16 protein-coding genes are annotated in these 17,201 nt (G+C 55.0%); 12 read left to right on the forward strand and 4 right to left on the reverse strand.

The window, feature by feature from the left end; genetic code table 11:
* Positions 1–292: 292 nt before the first annotated feature.
* Entirely contained in the window at positions 293–1,048 is a 756-nt protein-coding gene (locus tag GOX21_RS20075) for an SDR family oxidoreductase (RefSeq protein WP_170351281.1), read from the reverse strand.
* A 366-nt stretch (positions 1,049–1,414) separates the two neighbouring features.
* Positions 1,415–2,338: a LysR family transcriptional regulator gene (locus tag GOX21_RS20080; RefSeq protein WP_170379730.1), complete on the reverse strand. Its 924-nt coding sequence runs from the start codon at positions 2,336–2,338 to the stop codon at positions 1,415–1,417.
* A gap of 112 nt (positions 2,339–2,450) precedes the next feature.
* Between GOX21_RS20080 and GOX21_RS20085 the strand changes: the two genes are divergently transcribed.
* The 3 genes from GOX21_RS20085 to GOX21_RS20095 are packed head-to-tail and all read left to right on the forward strand — an operon-like array spanning position 2,451 to position 4,754.
* Positions 2,451–3,401 carry a glutathione S-transferase family protein gene (locus GOX21_RS20085; RefSeq protein ID WP_170379728.1) on the forward strand — a complete coding sequence of 317 codons (951 nt, stop codon included), beginning with the start codon at positions 2,451–2,453 and terminating at the stop codon, positions 3,399–3,401.
* Complete coding sequence (locus GOX21_RS20090) at positions 3,401–4,393, forward strand: DMT family transporter (RefSeq protein ID WP_170379726.1); 993 nt, start codon at positions 3,401–3,403, stop codon at positions 4,391–4,393. The genes GOX21_RS20085 and GOX21_RS20090 overlap by 1 nt, the downstream gene beginning before the upstream one ends.
* Complete coding sequence (locus tag GOX21_RS20095) at positions 4,377–4,754, forward strand: nuclear transport factor 2 family protein (RefSeq protein ID WP_170379725.1); 378 nt, start codon at positions 4,377–4,379, stop codon at positions 4,752–4,754. The genes GOX21_RS20090 and GOX21_RS20095 overlap by 17 nt, the downstream gene beginning before the upstream one ends.
* 78 nt (positions 4,755–4,832) lie before the next feature.
* On the opposite strand, the gene GOX21_RS20100 is transcribed toward GOX21_RS20095, so the two are convergent.
* Positions 4,833–5,240, reverse strand: coding sequence for a hypothetical protein (locus GOX21_RS20100; RefSeq protein ID WP_170351269.1), 408 nt, complete (start codon positions 5,238–5,240; stop codon positions 4,833–4,835).
* Positions 5,241–5,345: 105 nt separating this feature from the next.
* Here GOX21_RS20100 and GOX21_RS20105 point away from each other — a divergent pair, with 105 nt between their 5' ends.
* From GOX21_RS20105 to GOX21_RS20145, 8 genes are all read left to right on the forward strand, one after another.
* Positions 5,346–6,131 carry a helix-turn-helix domain-containing protein gene (locus GOX21_RS20105; RefSeq protein WP_302476832.1) on the forward strand — a complete coding sequence of 262 codons (786 nt, stop codon included), beginning with the start codon at positions 5,346–5,348 and terminating at the stop codon, positions 6,129–6,131.
* 297 nt (positions 6,132–6,428) lie between these two features.
* Positions 6,429–6,890 carry a carboxymuconolactone decarboxylase family protein gene (locus GOX21_RS20110; RefSeq protein ID WP_170379721.1) on the forward strand — a complete coding sequence of 154 codons (462 nt, stop codon included), beginning with the start codon at positions 6,429–6,431 and terminating at the stop codon, positions 6,888–6,890.
* Positions 6,887–7,795 carry a sigma-70 family RNA polymerase sigma factor gene (locus GOX21_RS20115; protein WP_170379719.1) on the forward strand — a complete coding sequence of 303 codons (909 nt, stop codon included), beginning with the start codon at positions 6,887–6,889 and terminating at the stop codon, positions 7,793–7,795. Before GOX21_RS20110 ends, GOX21_RS20115 begins: the two co-directional genes overlap by 4 nt.
* Positions 7,796–8,683: 888 nt before the next feature.
* Complete coding sequence (locus GOX21_RS20125; protein WP_170379714.1) at positions 8,684–10,159, forward strand: N-acyl-D-amino-acid deacylase family protein; 1,476 nt, start codon at positions 8,684–8,686, stop codon at positions 10,157–10,159.
* A gap of 11 nt (positions 10,160–10,170) precedes the next feature.
* Complete coding sequence (locus tag GOX21_RS20130; protein WP_170379712.1) at positions 10,171–11,046, forward strand: aminotransferase class IV; 876 nt, start codon at positions 10,171–10,173, stop codon at positions 11,044–11,046.
* A 353-nt stretch (positions 11,047–11,399) separates the two neighbouring features.
* On the forward strand, positions 11,400–12,362 hold the full coding sequence (locus GOX21_RS21685) for an HlyD family secretion protein (RefSeq protein WP_302476831.1): 963 nt from the start codon (positions 11,400–11,402) through the stop codon (positions 12,360–12,362).
* Positions 12,359–13,285, forward strand: a complete 927-nt coding sequence (locus GOX21_RS20140; RefSeq protein WP_170379709.1) for an ABC transporter ATP-binding protein — start codon at positions 12,359–12,361, stop codon at positions 13,283–13,285. Before GOX21_RS21685 ends, GOX21_RS20140 begins: the two co-directional genes overlap by 4 nt.
* Positions 13,282–14,427 (forward strand): ABC transporter permease, encoded by a 1,146-nt coding sequence (locus tag GOX21_RS20145; protein ID WP_170379707.1) that lies wholly within the window; start codon positions 13,282–13,284, stop codon positions 14,425–14,427. The genes GOX21_RS20140 and GOX21_RS20145 overlap by 4 nt, the downstream gene beginning before the upstream one ends.
* A gap of 315 nt (positions 14,428–14,742) precedes the next feature.
* Here GOX21_RS20145 and GOX21_RS20150 read toward each other — a convergent pair whose 3' ends face one another.
* Positions 14,743–15,942 (reverse strand): ROK family transcriptional regulator, encoded by a 1,200-nt coding sequence (locus GOX21_RS20150; RefSeq protein ID WP_170351260.1) that lies wholly within the window; start codon positions 15,940–15,942, stop codon positions 14,743–14,745.
* A gap of 231 nt (positions 15,943–16,173) precedes the next feature.
* On the opposite strand from GOX21_RS20150, the gene GOX21_RS20155 reads away from it, so the two are divergent.
* Positions 16,174–17,148: a sugar ABC transporter substrate-binding protein gene (locus tag GOX21_RS20155; RefSeq protein ID WP_254428641.1), complete on the forward strand. Its 975-nt coding sequence runs from the start codon at positions 16,174–16,176 to the stop codon at positions 17,146–17,148.
* Positions 17,149–17,201: the final 53 nt, after the last annotated feature.

Consider the following 17,201-nt stretch of genomic DNA (forward strand, 5'->3'; position numbering starts at 1 on the left):
GGCTACGCGATGCGTTGCGTCACGTGGCGGATTGTCCGGCAGAGACCCATATGGATTGCCCAAAGTTCAGGCGCCTCATGGAGTTTGCGTCGCGTTCCGTCGCCGCTCAAAAGCGATGAAAGCGCCTGCTCAGACTGATTGCAACCACCAAGCAATAGGCCAATCTCTTGCTGCGATTTGGCTAATTGAACATGTGGGTTCGGAGTGAACATGCGGTGGCAGACATTTGATCCGCCCCGCCGGAAACGTGGACACAGCTGCCGTTGACCATGAAGCGACCAACAGCAGGTATTCAAAGCAGGCGTGTCGCCATACCACCATCAACAGCTAACGGAGAGCCAGTCACGAAGCTTGCTCGGTCCGACAACAAGAACAAGGCTGATTGAGCGATCTCGGTCGGTTCAGCCATGCGCTTAACGGGATGTAAACCCGCGATTATGTCGTGCGTCGCCGGGTCGTCACCCGCCATGTCAGTCTTTGTTCCGCCCGGCAGAACTGTATTGACGCGAATGCCTTGCGCCGCATGATCCGATGCCAGCGACTGTGTAAATCCTATCAGTCCTGCTTTCGATGCAGCATACGCCGCCATGCCCGGCATGCCGCCGTTGCTGAAGCCAACAAATGTTCCCGTAAAGACGATTGACCCACGGCCACGTCTTTGCAAAGCGGGAAGCTGGGCATTGGCCGCAAGGAATGCACTGGTAAGGTTGGTTGCAAGGACAGACTGCCAGTTGCTTAGTTCCATTTCCGGAATTGGACTCATATCACCCACAATGCCTGCATTGTTGAATGCGCCATCGAGGCCACCAAACCGTTGTTCTGCCAAGTCAACCAGGCCCTTGGCAAATGCCTCATCGCGAACATCACCTGCCAGATAAACGGCGCGCCCATTGCTTTGCTCTATCTGCTCAACAATTGACTTCAGCCGCGCCTCTCTACGCGCGCCCAAAACGAGGTTTGCCCCTTCTGATGCAAACAAAAGCGCTGCGGCTGCACCGATTCCGCTGCTCGCCCCGCTGATGATGATCGTTTTGTCTTTCAGTTCCATGGTCATGCCTTTCAGTTTCTGCATGCCAGTCAGTTAAGAAAAAACATCCGTGCTGAGCGATCCGTTTCCTGTGCTTGTCGGGCGGCCAATATCGAATGAGCAAGAACCGGGTCGGCAGACAACCTTCAAACGGAAACCGTCATTTGCGGGTCCCGCAGCACTCGGTATTTTGCTCTCAACGATGCCAATCCCCCCTTCCCGTGCGATCTCTGGCCTCATCAGTGTTGGCCAATAACACGCGCCTATCATTTTTTGATCAGGCTCACGGGCCGATGCCTCCTGGACCGCAATAGAAGTAAATTACCGCGCGTGCTAAGTCGCTTTTTGCGCCAAGCGTAACGATCGCGATAATCAATGACGGCAACTTTAGGCATCAAGCCTCGCTTCGGCATCCCAGAACGGTCTGTCCTTCCCGATCCGTTCGGCGAGGAAGTCCACAAAGGCGCGAACTTTCATTGGCATATGGCGTCGCTCGGGGAATACGGCATAAAGCGCCTGTTCCGGAAATGCGTAATCCGGCAAGACCCGGACCAGATCGCTGGTGGCCAAATGAGCACCCGCCACAAAGGTCGGCAACCGCCCAATACCAAGTCCGTCAAGCAAGGCAGCGCAAAGCGTCTCGCTATTGTTGATGCGCAGAGTGCCTTTGGTGCGTACCCGCAGTTCACCATGTGGTCCATGCAACACCCACTCCATCGGATCGCGTGAATAGGCATAGTGAAGGCAGTTGTGCGTCAGTAAGTCTTCAGGTTGCTGTGGATTACCCCGCCGCAATAGATAATCCGGCGCGGCGACAAGGACACTGTGGATAGGCGCCAGCCGACGCGCGATCATGGCAGAGTCAGGCAGGGTGCCGGCCCGAACGGCCATGTCCAACCCCGCATCGACCAGATCAACGACCCGGTCATCCATAGTCAGGTCCAGTGTGATATCAGGAAAAGTGGTCAGAAACTCGGTGAGCATCGGTGCAATATGCAGCCGTCCAAAGGACATGGGCGCACTGATCTTCAGGTGTCCGACCGGGTGACCCTGAACGGCCGCAACCGCGTCTTCCGCCTCCTGCGCCGATCCAAGCGCCTGTATTGCATGCGTCAGGTAGATTTCACCGGCTTCGGTCAGCGAGATGCTGCGCGTCGAGCGATGAAACAGTTGGGTGCCAAGATGCGCTTCCAGTGCGCCTATCCGTTTGCTGACGGCTGATTTGGTGATCCCCAATCGCCGCGCAGCTGCAGCAAAACCGCCGCATTCAGCCACAGCGACAAATACGGGGATAGCGCCGATTTCGATCATGTTTCTCTCGTATAGTCAACTTTTTCTCACCCTAATGTAAACCTGATAGCCAATTATCATGCCATTGGAAACACATTAGGTCGTCCTCAACACATGTTGGATGGAGACGGCCATGCCCAAAATGCTCATCAACGGAATTCTGCGCGACAAGCCAGCGCAATCCGACGGGCGCTTTCACCGGTTGCCCAGTTCCTTTCGTGGCTGGATCAGTTCGGACGCTGAGGCAGACTTTCCGACCGCGTCTGGCCGCTATCACCTCTATTTGTCCAAGGCCTGCCCATGGTGTCATGGTGTCGACCTGGTATTGGCACTCAAGGGGCTGCGCGAGGTAATTGGCATAACCTGGATGGACTCGGTGATGTCTGAGGACGGTTGGGTCGTCAACCAATCCGACTTTGACGAGTCCGCCGGTGTGCCACGTGATCATTACCTCTATCAGGTCTACCAACGCGCTGTGCCCTCTTATACCGGCGCGATTTCGGTCCCGGTGCTGTTAGACAAGCAAAGCGGTCAGATCATCAGCACCGAATCCGCCGACATCATGCGGATGATCGACACTGCCTTCGTCGACGCGGCCATTCTGGACCTCTATCCAACCGAATTCGCCGCTGAGATCGATCGGCTGGCTGAAATGATCCAGGCCCCCATTTGCAACGGTGTCTATCGCGTCGGTTTTGCCACCACGCAGGAAGCATATGACGAGGCGATCCATCAGCTTTATGCAGGGCTGGATACCGTAGAAGCAGTGCTGATGACGCGGCGATACCTGGCTGGAGCGGTGCCGACTGAGGTTGACCTGAAGCTCTTTCCGACGCTTCTGCGGTTCGATCCTGTCTATGTGACTCATTTCAAGATCGACTTGAAACGGATCTCGGATTATCCGGCCCTTTCGCGTTATCTGACGGACGTATCAAGTATATCGGGCGTCGCTGAAACCATCGATTTGCAGCATATCCGCGCCCACTATTTTCTCAGCCACCGCCACATCAACCCGAGTGGCATCATCCCGATCGGGCCGGAGTCGGCGAATTTCATTGCAGATCTGACAAAGGGTGCCGCGTGATGCCCCGCTTTGCCACAGGCCTTCCGCCGACTGCCCTGATCATCGCGATCGGTGCGCTGGTTGGGGTCAGTTTTACATTGTCCAAATATGTGGCCATAGCAGGTAGCGCGCCACAGCAAGCTTTGTTCGGGCAACTTCTGGTCGCGAGCGTTGTTCTATTCACCATCGTTGCGATCACCGGTAACCGCCCGCCACTGCATCGCAAGTACCTGTTCTACTACTTGGGGGCGGGGATTTTGGGCATCAGCGGTCCTGCATTGATCGGCTTTACAGTACTAGGCTACGTCTCGACCGGCTTCTACTCTGCGCTGGTTACACTGTCGCCGCTTTTCACTTTCGCGATCACGGCCTTGGTCGAAAAGAGAATGTTACCGTCATACCGGCTGATCGGAATCCTGATCGGGTTGGTCGGCATCAACTTTGCCACCCATAGCGGCTTTGACCTGTCGGGCGTTGCGCCGCGCTGGATCACCGCTGCGCTGGCGGGTCCTCTCCTGCTGGCAATGGGCAATGTCTTTCGCAGTCGGGCCTACCCGCAGGGTGCTGATCCCATAGCGCTTGCGGCCGGAACACTGGGGCTTCAACTGTTGCTGATCGGTCTTCCGATCATTGTAAGTGGTCAGATCGCGCCCGGTTCGATGCCAGGTCCTGGACAGATTGCCGCGTTAACCGGGATCGGACTGATCACCGCACTCAGCTATGTGCTGACTTTCGAAGTCCAGCGGCGCACCGATGGCGTCGGATTTGCTCAGGTCGGATATTTCGCCACTCTTTTCGGCATTGGCTTCGGGGCTCTGGCCTTTGACGAACCAATACACCTCACATTGGTCGCGGCGCTCGCGGTGCTGTTTCTTGGGTTGGCCATAACCAATGGGCACATCCGCCTCGCCCACTTCCTGCGCCTTCCGTCCAAAACGCAGGCAGAAGCGCCGCTGAACGTCACAAGTTTTCAATCACCCGCCAAGGAGAACAAAGATGCAGATTGCCAATGAACACAATTCGCCCCAAGCACCACTGGTTGCCGGACTCTATGCGGCCGTCGACGCAATGAACGCCAGCGACGTCGTTAGCTATTTGACAGAGGACGTTACATTTCGCCTCGGGAATTTCGACCCGATCAACGGGCGCGGGCCTGTTGAGCATGCCAACGAAAGTTTCTTTCAGACCATCGCCGCCATGCGTCATACGATAACCGGCATCTGGTCCAGTGGTAGCACTGTGTTTTGCGACGGCACGGTCCACTATACACGCAAGGACAGCAGCGAGCATGAAGTCCCCTTCGCCACACGACTTGGCCTGCAAGAGGGAAAAGTGGCTGACTACGTAGTCTACGTGGATATTTCAGGGCTCTAGAGGGATTGATGGTGGTACAGATAAGCGGCTTCGACTCCCTCAAAGCCGCTACAAACCACCATACCGTATTCAGTTCAATCAACGACGGTTTCGACAAGAAGCCAGAAGTAGGACCAGAAATGTCAGGTTAAGCACCGCATTGAACGGCGCACCAACCAGGATTGAGAAAGTGCTATCGGTGCAAAACCAGGACCATGTTGCAACCCAGGTTACTCTTTGAGCCGCATCCGGGGAAATTGGCGCAACATATGTACCTAATGCCCATGACATTCCTCCGAGCCCGACGGTCAGCCCACCGGTGATGGCCAATAGCAATGGCGACGGTATCGCCATGTCGGGCGCAACCTCCTGCATCGGCCAATAGGCAACCTTAAGGAAAAGGTAGGCGACGGGATGCAGTATCGATAACCCTGCCAAAGCAAAAAGCGCTCCCGCTCCAATCAGAATCCATCCTGAACAACGCATGGCAGATTGTTGTGATGTCATGTTTTCCTCCTAATTCACTTGATCTGTCATGCGCGGTCAGGAGTATTCAAAGCAATTACCTCAGAGGTAAGTGATCTCTGACAATTGATTGTTTAAGAATACCTTATGACTTCTTACTCAGTTCTATTGAAGGAATGGCGCAAGCGCCGTCGGATGAGCCAGCTCGATCTAGCTGTTGAAGCCGACGTCAGTGCGCGACACATATCGTTTCTGGAGACCGGTCGTTCCCGACCCAGCCCTGAGATGATCGTTCATCTTTCAGAGGTTATGGAAGTACCCGTTGACGCCAAGAATCAGATGATGAAGGCCGTTGGTTTCGCGCCGAGATATGCGGCGACGCCGCTTGACAATGCGGCGATGGAACCCATTCGGAACGCTGTCACATGGACGTTGGAAAGACATGCCCCCTACCCGGGTCTGGTGCTTGATCGTCTTTGGCGGGTTGTAGAATTAAACGGTCCCGCTGCGGTGCTGTTTGCACCTCTCGGATTGGCAGCAGGCAATAGCCTCCTCGAATTGCTGACTGGCCCTACGATGGCACAGGTTGTTGAAAACTGGCCTGAAGTGGCGCATTACACCATGCTTCGCCTTCGCGCGGAAAGTGCAGCGGCAGGTGGCATACCTGATTTGGAGATTGCGATAAGAGAACTGGCGGCGCACGCGCATGCACCAAGTGACGCAATAGTGGGACCATCCATTCCCACGGTCTATCGATTTGCAGGACATCGCCTTTCGATGTTCGGAACGATAGCGCAGTTCAGCACTGTAGCCGACGAAACGCTCGACGATCTAAAAATTGAATTGTTCTTCCCGTCTGATGAACAGAGCGCTGTCTTGCTGACGGCGCTCACCAGTCAGCCACAGGATCTCCAACTGCCGATATCAAGCTGACTTTGTGTCTCCAAACGGTCGGAATTTGCCTAGTTGGCCTAACAGTTTGAAGTTGTCTCGATACTTGCTACCTCTTCCATGCGGTTACCTCTGCATTTGCCGGTTTTGTTGGTTGATCTCATCGGCCTGCGTAACCTCTCGAGAAAAACTTTCGCGAAATGCCGGTGAAAATTGCGCAACTCGATTGAGATTCAGCTGTCCTTGCCACGCAATGCAAACTGATTTGTTGAGCACCCATGTCACAAACTCCACGCCTGCCGCGTCCTGTTTCTATACACCCAAATACAGGAGCACCTCATGCAATCTCGTCTCAACCATTTCGCCGTTGCCCCGCAACTGATGCAGCCAATGCTCGACATGGAGGAATGCCTCAAAACAGCGGGCCTTGAGCACAGTCTCATCGAATTAGTAAAGTTGCGCGTGTCGCAGATCAATGGCTGCGCTTTCTGCATTCATATGCACACCAATGACGCGCGTGCGCAGGACGAGAGTGAAGACAGGCTTCACTTGCTGAATGCGTGGCGAGAGTCGTCTCTTTATTCCGAGCGTGAACGCGCCGCTCTTGCCTGGGCCGAAACGCTGACCCGCATCGAGCAGAATGGTGCACCGGATCACACCTATGATGAGATGGCCGCTCAGTTTTCAGATCAGGAAAAAATCGCCCTGACGCTGGTAGTGACAACGATCAACGCCTGGAACCGCATTGCTATTGGGTTTGCAACGCCACATCCTGCCGCCAAGGAGGCCACGGCCGAATGAGTCATATAACTTCACTCGAATACGACCAAACATTTGTCGATCTGCGACCGCGCTTGTTCGCGGTCGCCTATCGAATGCTGGGCACCGTTAGTGACGCAGAAGATGTAGTACAGGATGCATTTTTGCGTTGGCAGAAGGTTGATCATGCTAGCGTGCGGGACGCGACTGGGTTTCTGATCCGAACGGTCACGCGGTTATGTTTGGATCACATGCGGGCCGCGCATACTCGACGCGAAACATATCCCGGTGAATGGTTGCCGGAACCACTGATCACAGATGATGCCACCGAGCGACTGGATCGTGACGTCTCAGTGGCACTCCTACTGGCGCTGGAGCGGCTGACACCTCTCGAGCGGGCAGCCTTTCTGCTCCACGATGTATTCGAGCAATCATATGACGAATTGGCACAGGCATTGGAACGCACACCTGAATCCTGCCGCCAGCTTATTAGCCGAGCTCGGAAACATGTGCAGCGCAGCAAACCTCGAACGCAGGTTGAGCCGCAACAAGGCGAAGCCATCGCGAAGGCATTTTTCATGGCCGCCAAAAGCGGCGACACCGACGTTCTCGCCAAATTGCTTGCGCAAGACGTAAGATTTGTTTCGGATGGCGGCGGCAAAGTATTGGCTACACTCAATCCGATTTTGGGCCGAGACAAGGTGATGCGGCTATTGTCTGGACTGGCGCGTAAATACACTGATCAACCTGCCCAGCAATGGCAATTCTGCCACCTGAACAATCTGCCTTCGATCCTCAGCCACGAAACGGGCGACATTTTGCAAACCACGTCGTTGGAGATAGAAAGTGGGATGATCACAGCGATCTACGTCGTGCGTAATCCAGAAAAGACTCGTCATCTGTCTTTCGACGGACACGCTCCCATCAATGGCGGCCTATCTGACTAGGATGACTACATCGGCCCAAAGCGGTCACGCTCTCAGGTGTCGTGATGCCGCGGTGCGGCTCGTCGTTGCAGTCATTCGCGGAAACAGCGAAATCAAGTCATAAGCAAACTCACACGCCGCGGAAAGCCTGCTATTCAATTGTCGTTCGCGCCTGAGGACTCATACGGCCGAAACATAGGAACCCATCGCGGCACCTTCGCCTTGTACCGCAGGTAGTCCTCGCCAAAGCGTCGTTCCAGCCCCGGCTCCTCTACGAATTTGAAGTAAAGTGTGTTGAGGAGAAAGAACACTATCGCCCAACCCAACAGGAGTGGGCTGCTCATTGCCACTGCTTCCGCTAGTATCATTAATAATAAACGATGAAAGCATGGGGTTGCGCACGTAGCGGTAAGGTCCACTGACCACAAATCTTTGAGGTGGATCCCACGGTGCAGGAGTTCCGTATCCCTCAAGAACAAACAGTTTCATCGTGTTCGCGGCCAAGGCAAGCGCGGGGACAGCCAACATCGCTGCCACAGCCCAATGCAGACGCGTTCCCACACTTGCACCAAATGGCCATTGGTCGCTGAAACATTGGACCAAAATCGGGATGTAGATCAGTGCTGTACCCGGAAGGATAAGTACCGCTTTAGTCATGCGCCAAAACATAGAGGAATCTTACCACAGCTTGTCGATCGTATTCTTCGCAACCACACCCAGTGCAACGTCGGATTGGCTATAGTAAATCCTTGGATCAGAACCAGAAATACTTACAACCTCTCAAAAATTGTCGAGGTTGGATGGTGTATTGTCAGAGGTATTTGCTCATTTGCGACCATAAATTGTTCATTTGAAACCACCTTTGCGGCGCGATTGGCAATAGTCTGGGGAAAACTGGGACGGGTCGCCATGCCAGGAAGTACTCGAAAAACTACGTTGGAAGAATGTGACCTTCTGATCCGCAATGCCTCGGTAATTGACGGTACCGGTGGCTCCATCCGCAATGCAGATGTGGCAGTATCAGGAGACGAAATTGTCGGTGTCGGGCCACTGGACGGTATTCGTGCGCAGGCGGAAATTGACTCGACAGGCCTGTGCCTCGCCCCAGGTTTCATTGACGCACATACTCATGACGACTGGGCGCTTCTACGCACCCCGGATATGTCGTTTAAGGTGACACAGGGGGTGACCACGGTTGTGGCTGGGAATTGCGGGATCAGCGCCGCTCCATTCAGGGTGCAGGAAGATCTGCCAGACCCGTTCAATGTCACTCCGGACGTGCAGTCAATCAGCTTTGAAACTGTCACCGAGTATCGACGCGCGATCAAGGATGAAGCGCCCGCCGTCAATGTGCGACTGCTGGCCGGGCATTCATCACTACGTGCCACCGTAATGGGGCCGGATTTGGAGCGTGCCGCGACCAGTGCAGAAATCAACCGAATGGCAGAATTGCTTGATAAGGCGCTGTCCGAGGGCGCGGCCGGGCTTTCCAGTGGATTGGACTATCCCGCCGCGATGGCGGCTCCTAGGGAAGAAGTTGTGATGTTGGCACGGGTGCTACGTCACCACCCGAACACCGTTTACACAACCCATGTTCGGGATGAAGGTGACGGCGTGATCGAAGCCATCAAAGAAGCCCTGTCCACTGGACAACGCGCCGATGTTCCCCTGATCCTGTCTCACCACAAATGCGCAGGTTTTCGCAACTTCGGCAAAAGCAAAACGACGCTCGCCATGATTGACGCGGCCCGCGCGAAAGCAGAGGTCGCCATGGATGTCTACCCCTATACCGCTTCGTCTTCTGCACTGATGGAGCGATTCATTGATGCCGTTAAAGATGTGATTGTCATCTGGTCCGCCCCGTACCCGGAGGTTGGAGGGCGGATGCTTGATGACATTGCTGCAGAATGGGGCGTGTCGCGGGAAGAAGCCTGTACAAAGTTGAAACCCGCTGGCGCTATCTATTTCGACATGGACGAAGAGGATGTACAGCGGATCCTACAACACCCGGCGTCGATGATCGGATCGGACGGGCTGCCTGGCACCGAAAAACCGCATCCTCGGCTCTGGGGCACGTTTCCACGGGTCTTAGGGCATTACACCCGGGATCTGAAATTGTTCTCGCTGGCACAGGCAGTGCACAAGATGACCGGCCTGACCGCAGCAAAGTTTGGCCTGACCAATCGCGGAGAAATTGCAGTCGGGAAAAAGGCCGACCTTGTACTGTTTGATGCAGAGACAATCTCGGATCTGGCTGTTTTCGACGCTCCAGAGCAGCCCGCCAAAGGCATTCATTACGTTTTTGTAAACGGGCAGGTCACCCTTTCTCAGGGGCACCAGACCCACACGCGCGCAGGTCGCTTCCTGAACAACCACAAACAATAACGGGGAAAAACATGAGCAGAACAGTCTGGCTGAACGGGACATATATGCCCGAGGAAAAAGCGCAATTGCCAATCTTTGATCGGGGCCTGCTGTTTGCTGACGCTGTATATGAAGGCTTTGGCATTCTGGACGGGCAGATCATCGATTTCCATTACCATATGCAGCGTCTGAACCGGTCGCTGGCCGAGTTGGAAATGCGACCACCGATGAGCGAGGGTGCGTTATATGACGGGCTGATGGGGCTGATTGCGCGCAACGGGGTGGAGGAAGCGTTTCTCTATCTGCACGTCACCCGTGGCGCGCATGATCGCGATTATCTTTACCCCGGCGGCCTGTCACCCAACGTTTTTGCCTTCACCCAGCCGCTGCACGGGGGGCTGGCCGCCGATCCGCCGCAACCTCTGCGACTGGCCAGCGCACCGGATATTCGCTGGGCACGACGAGATATCAAGACCAGCAACTTGTTAGGTCAGGTTCTGGCGAAAGAAATTGCCCGCAAGGCCGGTGCGGATGAGGCGCTAATGATTGCGCCCGATGGCACAGTGACAGAATGCGGGGCAATGTCGTTTTTCATCGTAAGAAATGGCTGCATCCACGCCCGCCCCCTCAGCCGTGATATTCTGCCAGGGATCACCCGCCAGACCATGCTGCGCGTTGCCGACGACCTGGGGCTGAAAGTGGTCGATGCCACCTATACGCTAGACGACGTCTTCAAGGCGGATGAAGCTTTTGCCACTGGCGCTTCCAGCTATGTTCAGCCGGTGCCCGAAGTCGATGGCCGACAAATAGGTGACGGTGAGACGGGCACTGTTACAACCTTGCTGCGCCGCGAATATCTCAAAGCCGTGCGCGCCTCCTTCCGAAACAACCGCGCCAGTCTTCAATAGATAGCAACAGATAGGCGTTCGCGGCCCAGAGTCGACATTCAACCTAATGCCGTGGTGCTGCAGTCGCAGCCATAAAGCCCACCGTTCGCTGCGTGCACAAAATATCGATGCGTATAAACACACAGTACGCGGGACAAAGTGAGCTTTAGATACGTTGCTCACGTCACGCCCAGCGGTGTCATTGGCCCGAATGAAGTCGAATGCTGCCGCCAGAACATCCAAAACCTCGAAGATTGGCTGGGGTGCCTGCTTGAGTGACGCTGCTGCAGGACGATATATACAAATCGAATTTCCTGATTGTATGATTCAATAACCGGCCCACCTGAATAGCGGCCAGAAACCGGAAGGTAGCCTTGCTGAATTTGACGATTCCCATACCCCTGATATTGGTCGCCGTTTTGCCCGCCGTTCTGGATCGGTGCTCTGGTTCAGACACGAGCGTGGCCCTGGGCGTACTGGCCCGCGACCGGGTGGCTTTGACTGCGACGGCCAGTGAAATCGTTGTCGATTTACCGATCGCCGAAGGAACTGTCGTCAAAGCAGGAGATATTCTGGTTCAACTCGATCCAACATTACAGACTGCCAAGCTCAGCCTGGCACAGGCCGAGCTTCAAAAGGCGCAGGCCACGCTGTTGAAGCTGCAGGTCGGACCGCGGGAAGAAGAGATTGCAATTGCCGAAGCCAAGGTCGCAGGTGCTGTTGCGCGACTGGTTGACGCCGAAGCCATCTACGAAAGAAACGCCAGACTGGTCGAAAACTCGGTCGTCACCGAAGCACAGGTGGCAAATGATCTGGCCTTACGCGATTCTGCGCGTGCCGAGTTGGCCAGCGCTCAGGAATCTTTGAAAGAGCTGCAAAACGGCACCCGTCCCGAAGATCTTGCTGTCGCCGAGGCCAACGTACGTGCAGCAGAAGCCACGGTTGCCGCCGAACAGACCGTGTTAGATGACCTGACAGTTGTTGCGACCCGCGACGGTGTACTGGATTCACTGCCCTGGAATCTGGGCGAGCGGGTAACATCCGGCAGCCCGGTTGCCGTTATGGTCACCGGTCAAACACCCTATGCGCGTGTCTATGTACCCGAACCGCATCGCGTCACACTAAAGCCCGGCGATAAACTGAGAGTGCGCATTGACGGACTCTCCAATCCATTGGACGGCGTGATCCGCTGGATCAGCGACGATGCGTCGTTCACGCCATATTACGGGCTGAACAAGGATGACCGTACGCGGCTTGTCTATCTCGCCGAAATTGACCTGCCAACCGCATCGCCGGACTTACCCGCCGGAGTGCCTGTGCAGGTTCCCTTACCATGAGCGACATCGTTGTCTCGACGAAAGGCCTGACCCGCCGGTTTGGGGAAAACACAGCGGTCAACAATCTGGACCTTGAGATCAGAACGGGCCAGATCTACGGGTTTCTTGGCCCCAATGGCTGTGGCAAGACCACTACCATGCGCATGTTGACCGGCTTGCTGATCCCCAGCAGTGGAACGATCTCGGTTTTGGGGCAGTCCATGCCCGAAGCGGCGGAACCGTTGAAGAACGAGATTGGGTATATGACCCAGATCTTCTCGTATTATCGCGATTTGACCGTTCTTGAGAATCTCCGGTTCGCGGCGGAAATTTACGGCGTTCCGGCTAAATCAGCCGCGGACCGGATTGACGAGTTGCTGCACACCTATGACCTGACAACGAACGTGCATCAGCTAAGCGGCAGCATGAGCGGCGGACAACGACAGAAACTGGCGCTGGCAGCAACCGTCATGCACCAGCCAAAACTTCTGTTTCTCGACGAACCAACGTCGGCCGTTGATCCCGAAACCCGCCGCACGTTCTGGGAGCAGCTGTTCGATCTGGTCGATCAGGGTGCGACGATGATTGTGTCGACCCATTTCATGGACGAGGCAGAGCGTTGTCACAGGCTGGCGATCCTGCAGCACGGCGTAAAAAAGGCGGATGGGTCCCCCCGTCAATTGATGGATGATCTGGACGCCGATGTTGTAGAGGTGGAAGGGCCGGACCTGAGAAAAGTCAAACACGAGCTGGATGGCAAATCCAAAATACTCTCAACGGCTCAGGTCGGCTCGCGGCTGCGCGTGCTGGTCGACAAATCCGAACCTCGGCCAGTTGATATGCTACGCGCCCGGCTTGATGCGTTTGCGGACCTGTCCCTGACGTCTCAACGTCCAAACCTTGAAGACGTCTTTGTCAGCGCAACGCGGGGGCCGGGACAATGATCTCGCCGCGTCGTATCACAGCCGTTTTGAAGAAAGAGCTGCTTCAGCTGAGGCGAGATCGAATGACCTTTGCCATGGTTGTCATGATACCACTGATCCAACTGCTGCTGTTCGGCTATGCGATAAACACAAATCTGCGTCACGTGCCCGTCGCACTGGTGGATCAATCCCGAACTGAACTGTCGCGCACGCTGGCGCAGATTGTTCAGGCCACGCAGGTCGTAACAATCACCGAGGAGTTGACCAGCCCGCAAGAGGCCGAACGCGCGATCACCGAATCTCGCGTACGCGCCGCTTTAATTATTCCTCAGGATGTGAGCCACCGCCTCGCCCGAAGCCCTTCCGTCGGATTGGGATTGCCCGACGCAACCAACCAGACCAGCAGTCGGCCTGTTGCCCATTGGATCGTGGACGGCTCGGACACGATGGTCGCCAGCGCGATCAAGTCCCTGCGCACGATGCCACTGACCGAGTTGCTCAAGCAACCGCCCAACCGACAGGTGCCTACGTTTGAAGTCACGCTCTACTTCAACCCCGAACAGCGGTCGGCGGTGAACATCGTACCCGGTTTGGTTGGGGTTATCCTAACCATGACAATGATCCTGTTCACCTCGGCCGCTATCGTCCGTGAACGCGAGCGGGGAAATATGGAGATGTTGATCAACACACCGATCAAGTCCATCGAGCTGATGATTGGCAAGATCATACCCTATATCTTCCTGGGACTGCTGCAGGTCGCAATCATCCTTGGCATCGGGCACATGTTGTTCGATGTCCCGATCAATGGTGGGTTGGGCGTTCTTCTTGTGGTGACACTGCTTTTTATAATTGCCAGCCTGTCGCTAGGGTTAGTCATTTCAACACTTGCACAGAACCAGCTTCAATCGATGCAGATGACCATTTTTGTCCTGCTGCCCTCGATCCTGATGTCCGGGTTCATGTTCCCCTTCGACGGCATGCCGCGACCTGTCCAAACCATCGCACAAGTCCTGCCGGCCACGCATTTTATGGACATGATCCGCGGCGTGGTCCTGCGAGATGCTTCGCTTTATGAGTTGCGATGGGGGATTCTCTGGATGATCGGGTTTGCAGTATTCGGATTGTTGGCGGCAACTCTGAGATTCAAGAAACAGTTGGATTGAATTGCGGCCCGTTTCGAACATTCGTCGATTTTGACGTTGCAGCATTGCAGCCTCCCGATAGCGGACGGTGCACACGCCGAAGGTATTGCAAGAGGTCTATCGGCTCAGCAGAAAAACGCAGCGCACCCATTCGGGCACACGACGGTTAGCTAAAGAAGATAAAAATCATGAAAAAATGCGCAACGGCAATCGCTGCCGCCAAAACAAACTCCAGAAAGGAAAACCTACGGCTGGCCCCGGCCAGAAAGGCGAGTCCCCCGCCCCTCCGAAATCCGCGACTCTTTCCTGATTAGGAAATTTGACGACGAACTGCTGCTACATCCCAGAAAGGCCTGCATTGGTGTTTAGTAGGAACTGGCGAAAAATTGGGCTGCTTGCCGCCCCAATGCCACGGGCGTTTTCTCCGACTGCTGCGGCTTCCACGACCGGAGGGATAAGACCGCGTTTGTCCTGGTTGACCAGATAGCGCCGAACCCTTGCCACCAACTCTTCTCTTACGTCCGGCGGAAACGCCCCGTCGATGAAAATGGCCTCGAAGTCGATGACGGCACAAATTGAAAGAGAAGCCTTGGCCAACTCCTGCGCAGTCGCTCCAATCCACGGCTCGACATACCGTGTGATGCTGGTCCAGTCCTGCGGCTTCTTCCAGAGAATCGCGGGATCGACGCCCCCTTCGATCAGCCTGTCCTCAAGCAGAAACAGTGAGGCGGTGTCGATCAGTTGCTGGCTTTCACCCAATGGGCCCGTCGTGCGCATCGCGCCCAAGGCACCAGCATTGCCTTGGTTGCCCTCAAACACGGTGCCGTTCAACGCGACTCCGCCGCCGATCATTGACCCAATGAAGAAATAAAAATAATCGCGATACTCAGCCCCACGACCATATAGATGCTCCGCGTGACACGCTGCGGTCGCGTCGTTGACTACAAAAACCGGCAAGTCGCTGAACTTGGCGACCTCCGAGAAGAAGTTAACGTTTTTCCAGGAACTAAACTTCTTGGCGGCAAGCCCAGACAGGTCGTGCCATTTCCAAAGTTCGAACGGTGTGCCGATTCCAATCCCGCATACGCGATCACGAAGCCTTTGCGGTTCGTGAGCCAGTAGCGTTTCTAAGCCAGAATCCAAAAACCCGAAAACGGCCTCTGGCAACGGATAATCATAGGTTGTGGAAAGTTGGCGGCGCGGCCTGCCTGTAAAGTCGATCAAAAGCAGATCGGCACTGCGTCGCCCTATCTTCATCCCGACTGACAAGATGCCTTCCGGGTTTAACTCCATTGGGATCGAGGGCTTCCCAACTTTTCCTCGCAACGGGGCTCCGCGTTTGAGAATCTGGTCTTTTTCGAGCTTGCGCAAAATGATTGAAACGGTCTGTGGAGACAGACCTGTCAACCGCGCAACGTCAGCACCCGCCGTAGGCCCATGCCGTTGTAAAACTGTCAAAATCAGACGTTCGTTGTGGTCTCGAACACCGCTTTGACTTACGCCTCCTGTCAGCATTCTCAGCGCGTCTTTCTCCATAACTCAAAACATAACCACCTTGTTTTACTATGGAAAGGCGGTCGATCAAATTAATAAATAAACTTTATTTATTTATTGACAGAGAGACCAGAATCACAGTTTCTTGAATGAGACCTTCATTCGAGGATGGAGGTAGGCCTCGTTGGTACGCCGCTCGGGGCAACAAATATTTCTGGGAGGACAAATATGAGAAATCTATTCAAGATTGCCGCATCTGCGACTGTGCTCACGATGGCAGCGGCCTCTGCTCAGGCAGCCGGAGAAACCGTCTGCCTGATCACGAAGACTGACACCAATCCCTTCTTTGTAAAAATGAAAGAAGGCGCGACGGCCAAGGCTGAAGAGCTTGGCATGACGTTGAAAGCCTTTGCTGGTAAAATTGACGGCGACCACGAAACTCAGGTTCAGGCCATTGAAACTTGCATCCTCGACGGTGCAAAGGGAATTCTACTAACGGCATCGGACACGAGCTCGATTGTTCCAGCGGTCCAACAAGCGCGGGATGCAGGACTTTTGGTTATTGCGCTGGACACACCGCTCAGCCCGATCGATTCAGCTGATGCAACTTTCGCAACGGATAACTACAAGGCCGGACTGTTGATCGGGCAATGGGCAAAGGCCAAAATGGGTGACGCTGCAGCGGACGCAAAAATCGCGACGCTTGATCTGAATGTAAGCCAGCCAACAGTAGACGTTCTGCGCAATCAGGGCTTCCTTGACGGATTCGGAGTGGACTTGGCTGATCCCAATGTCATTGGCGACGAAACGGACGCGCGGCTGGTTGGTAGTGACGTGACCGACGGCAACGAAGAAGGCGGGCGCCGCGCCATGGAAAATCTTCTGGCCAAGGACTCGACGATCAACGTTGTGCATACGATCAATGAACCGGCAGCGGCGGGCGCTTACGAGGCCCTGAAATCCATTGGACGTGAAAACGATGTTCTGATCGTTTCAGTCGATGGCGGCTGTCCCGGCGTACAAAACGTTCAGGCCGGTGTAATCGGCGCCACAAGCCAGCAATACCCCTTGCTGATGGCTTCGCTTGGTGTTGAAGCCGTAAAGAAATGGGCAGACGAAGGCGTGAAGCCTGAAAACACACCTGGAAAAGACTTCTATGATACCGGTGTGGCGCTGATTACTGATCAACCCGCCGATGGTGTTGAATCGATTTCAGTCGCAGAGGGCCTGGAACTCTGCTGGGGCTAAGTACAAGCCCATTTGGTGAGGCGCTCATATGAGCGCCTCACCATTGCTTTAAC

It is taken from the genome of Ruegeria atlantica, assembly GCF_013032005.1.
Classification (GTDB): Bacteria; Pseudomonadota; Alphaproteobacteria; order Rhodobacterales; family Rhodobacteraceae; genus Ruegeria; species Ruegeria atlantica_A.

Coding starts and splice junctions, on each gene's coding strand:
- GOX21_RS20075 (WP_170351281.1), bottom strand. CDS start 1,048: ATGGAACTGAAAGACAAAACGATCATCATCAGCGGGGCGAGCAGCGGA.
- GOX21_RS20080 (WP_170379730.1), bottom strand. CDS start 2,338: ATGATCGAAATCGGCGCTATCCCCGTATTTGTCGCTGTGGCTGAATGC.
- GOX21_RS20085 (WP_170379728.1), top strand. CDS start 2,451: ATGCCCAAAATGCTCATCAACGGAATTCTGCGCGACAAGCCAGCGCAA.
- GOX21_RS20090 (WP_170379726.1), top strand. CDS start 3,401: ATGCCCCGCTTTGCCACAGGCCTTCCGCCGACTGCCCTGATCATCGCG.
- GOX21_RS20095 (WP_170379725.1), top strand. CDS start 4,377: ATGCAGATTGCCAATGAACACAATTCGCCCCAAGCACCACTGGTTGCC.
- GOX21_RS20100 (WP_170351269.1), bottom strand. CDS start 5,240: ATGACATCACAACAATCTGCCATGCGTTGTTCAGGATGGATTCTGATT.
- GOX21_RS20105 (WP_302476832.1), top strand. CDS start 5,346: ATGACTTCTTACTCAGTTCTATTGAAGGAATGGCGCAAGCGCCGTCGG.
- GOX21_RS20110 (WP_170379721.1), top strand. CDS start 6,429: ATGCAATCTCGTCTCAACCATTTCGCCGTTGCCCCGCAACTGATGCAG.
- GOX21_RS20115 (WP_170379719.1), top strand. CDS start 6,887: ATGAGTCATATAACTTCACTCGAATACGACCAAACATTTGTCGATCTG.
- GOX21_RS20125 (WP_170379714.1), top strand. CDS start 8,684: ATGCCAGGAAGTACTCGAAAAACTACGTTGGAAGAATGTGACCTTCTG.
- GOX21_RS20130 (WP_170379712.1), top strand. CDS start 10,171: ATGAGCAGAACAGTCTGGCTGAACGGGACATATATGCCCGAGGAAAAA.
- GOX21_RS20140 (WP_170379709.1), top strand. CDS start 12,359: ATGAGCGACATCGTTGTCTCGACGAAAGGCCTGACCCGCCGGTTTGGG.
- GOX21_RS20145 (WP_170379707.1), top strand. CDS start 13,282: ATGATCTCGCCGCGTCGTATCACAGCCGTTTTGAAGAAAGAGCTGCTT.
- GOX21_RS20150 (WP_170351260.1), bottom strand. CDS start 15,942: ATGGAGAAAGACGCGCTGAGAATGCTGACAGGAGGCGTAAGTCAAAGC.
- GOX21_RS20155 (WP_254428641.1), top strand. CDS start 16,174: ATGGCAGCGGCCTCTGCTCAGGCAGCCGGAGAAACCGTCTGCCTGATC.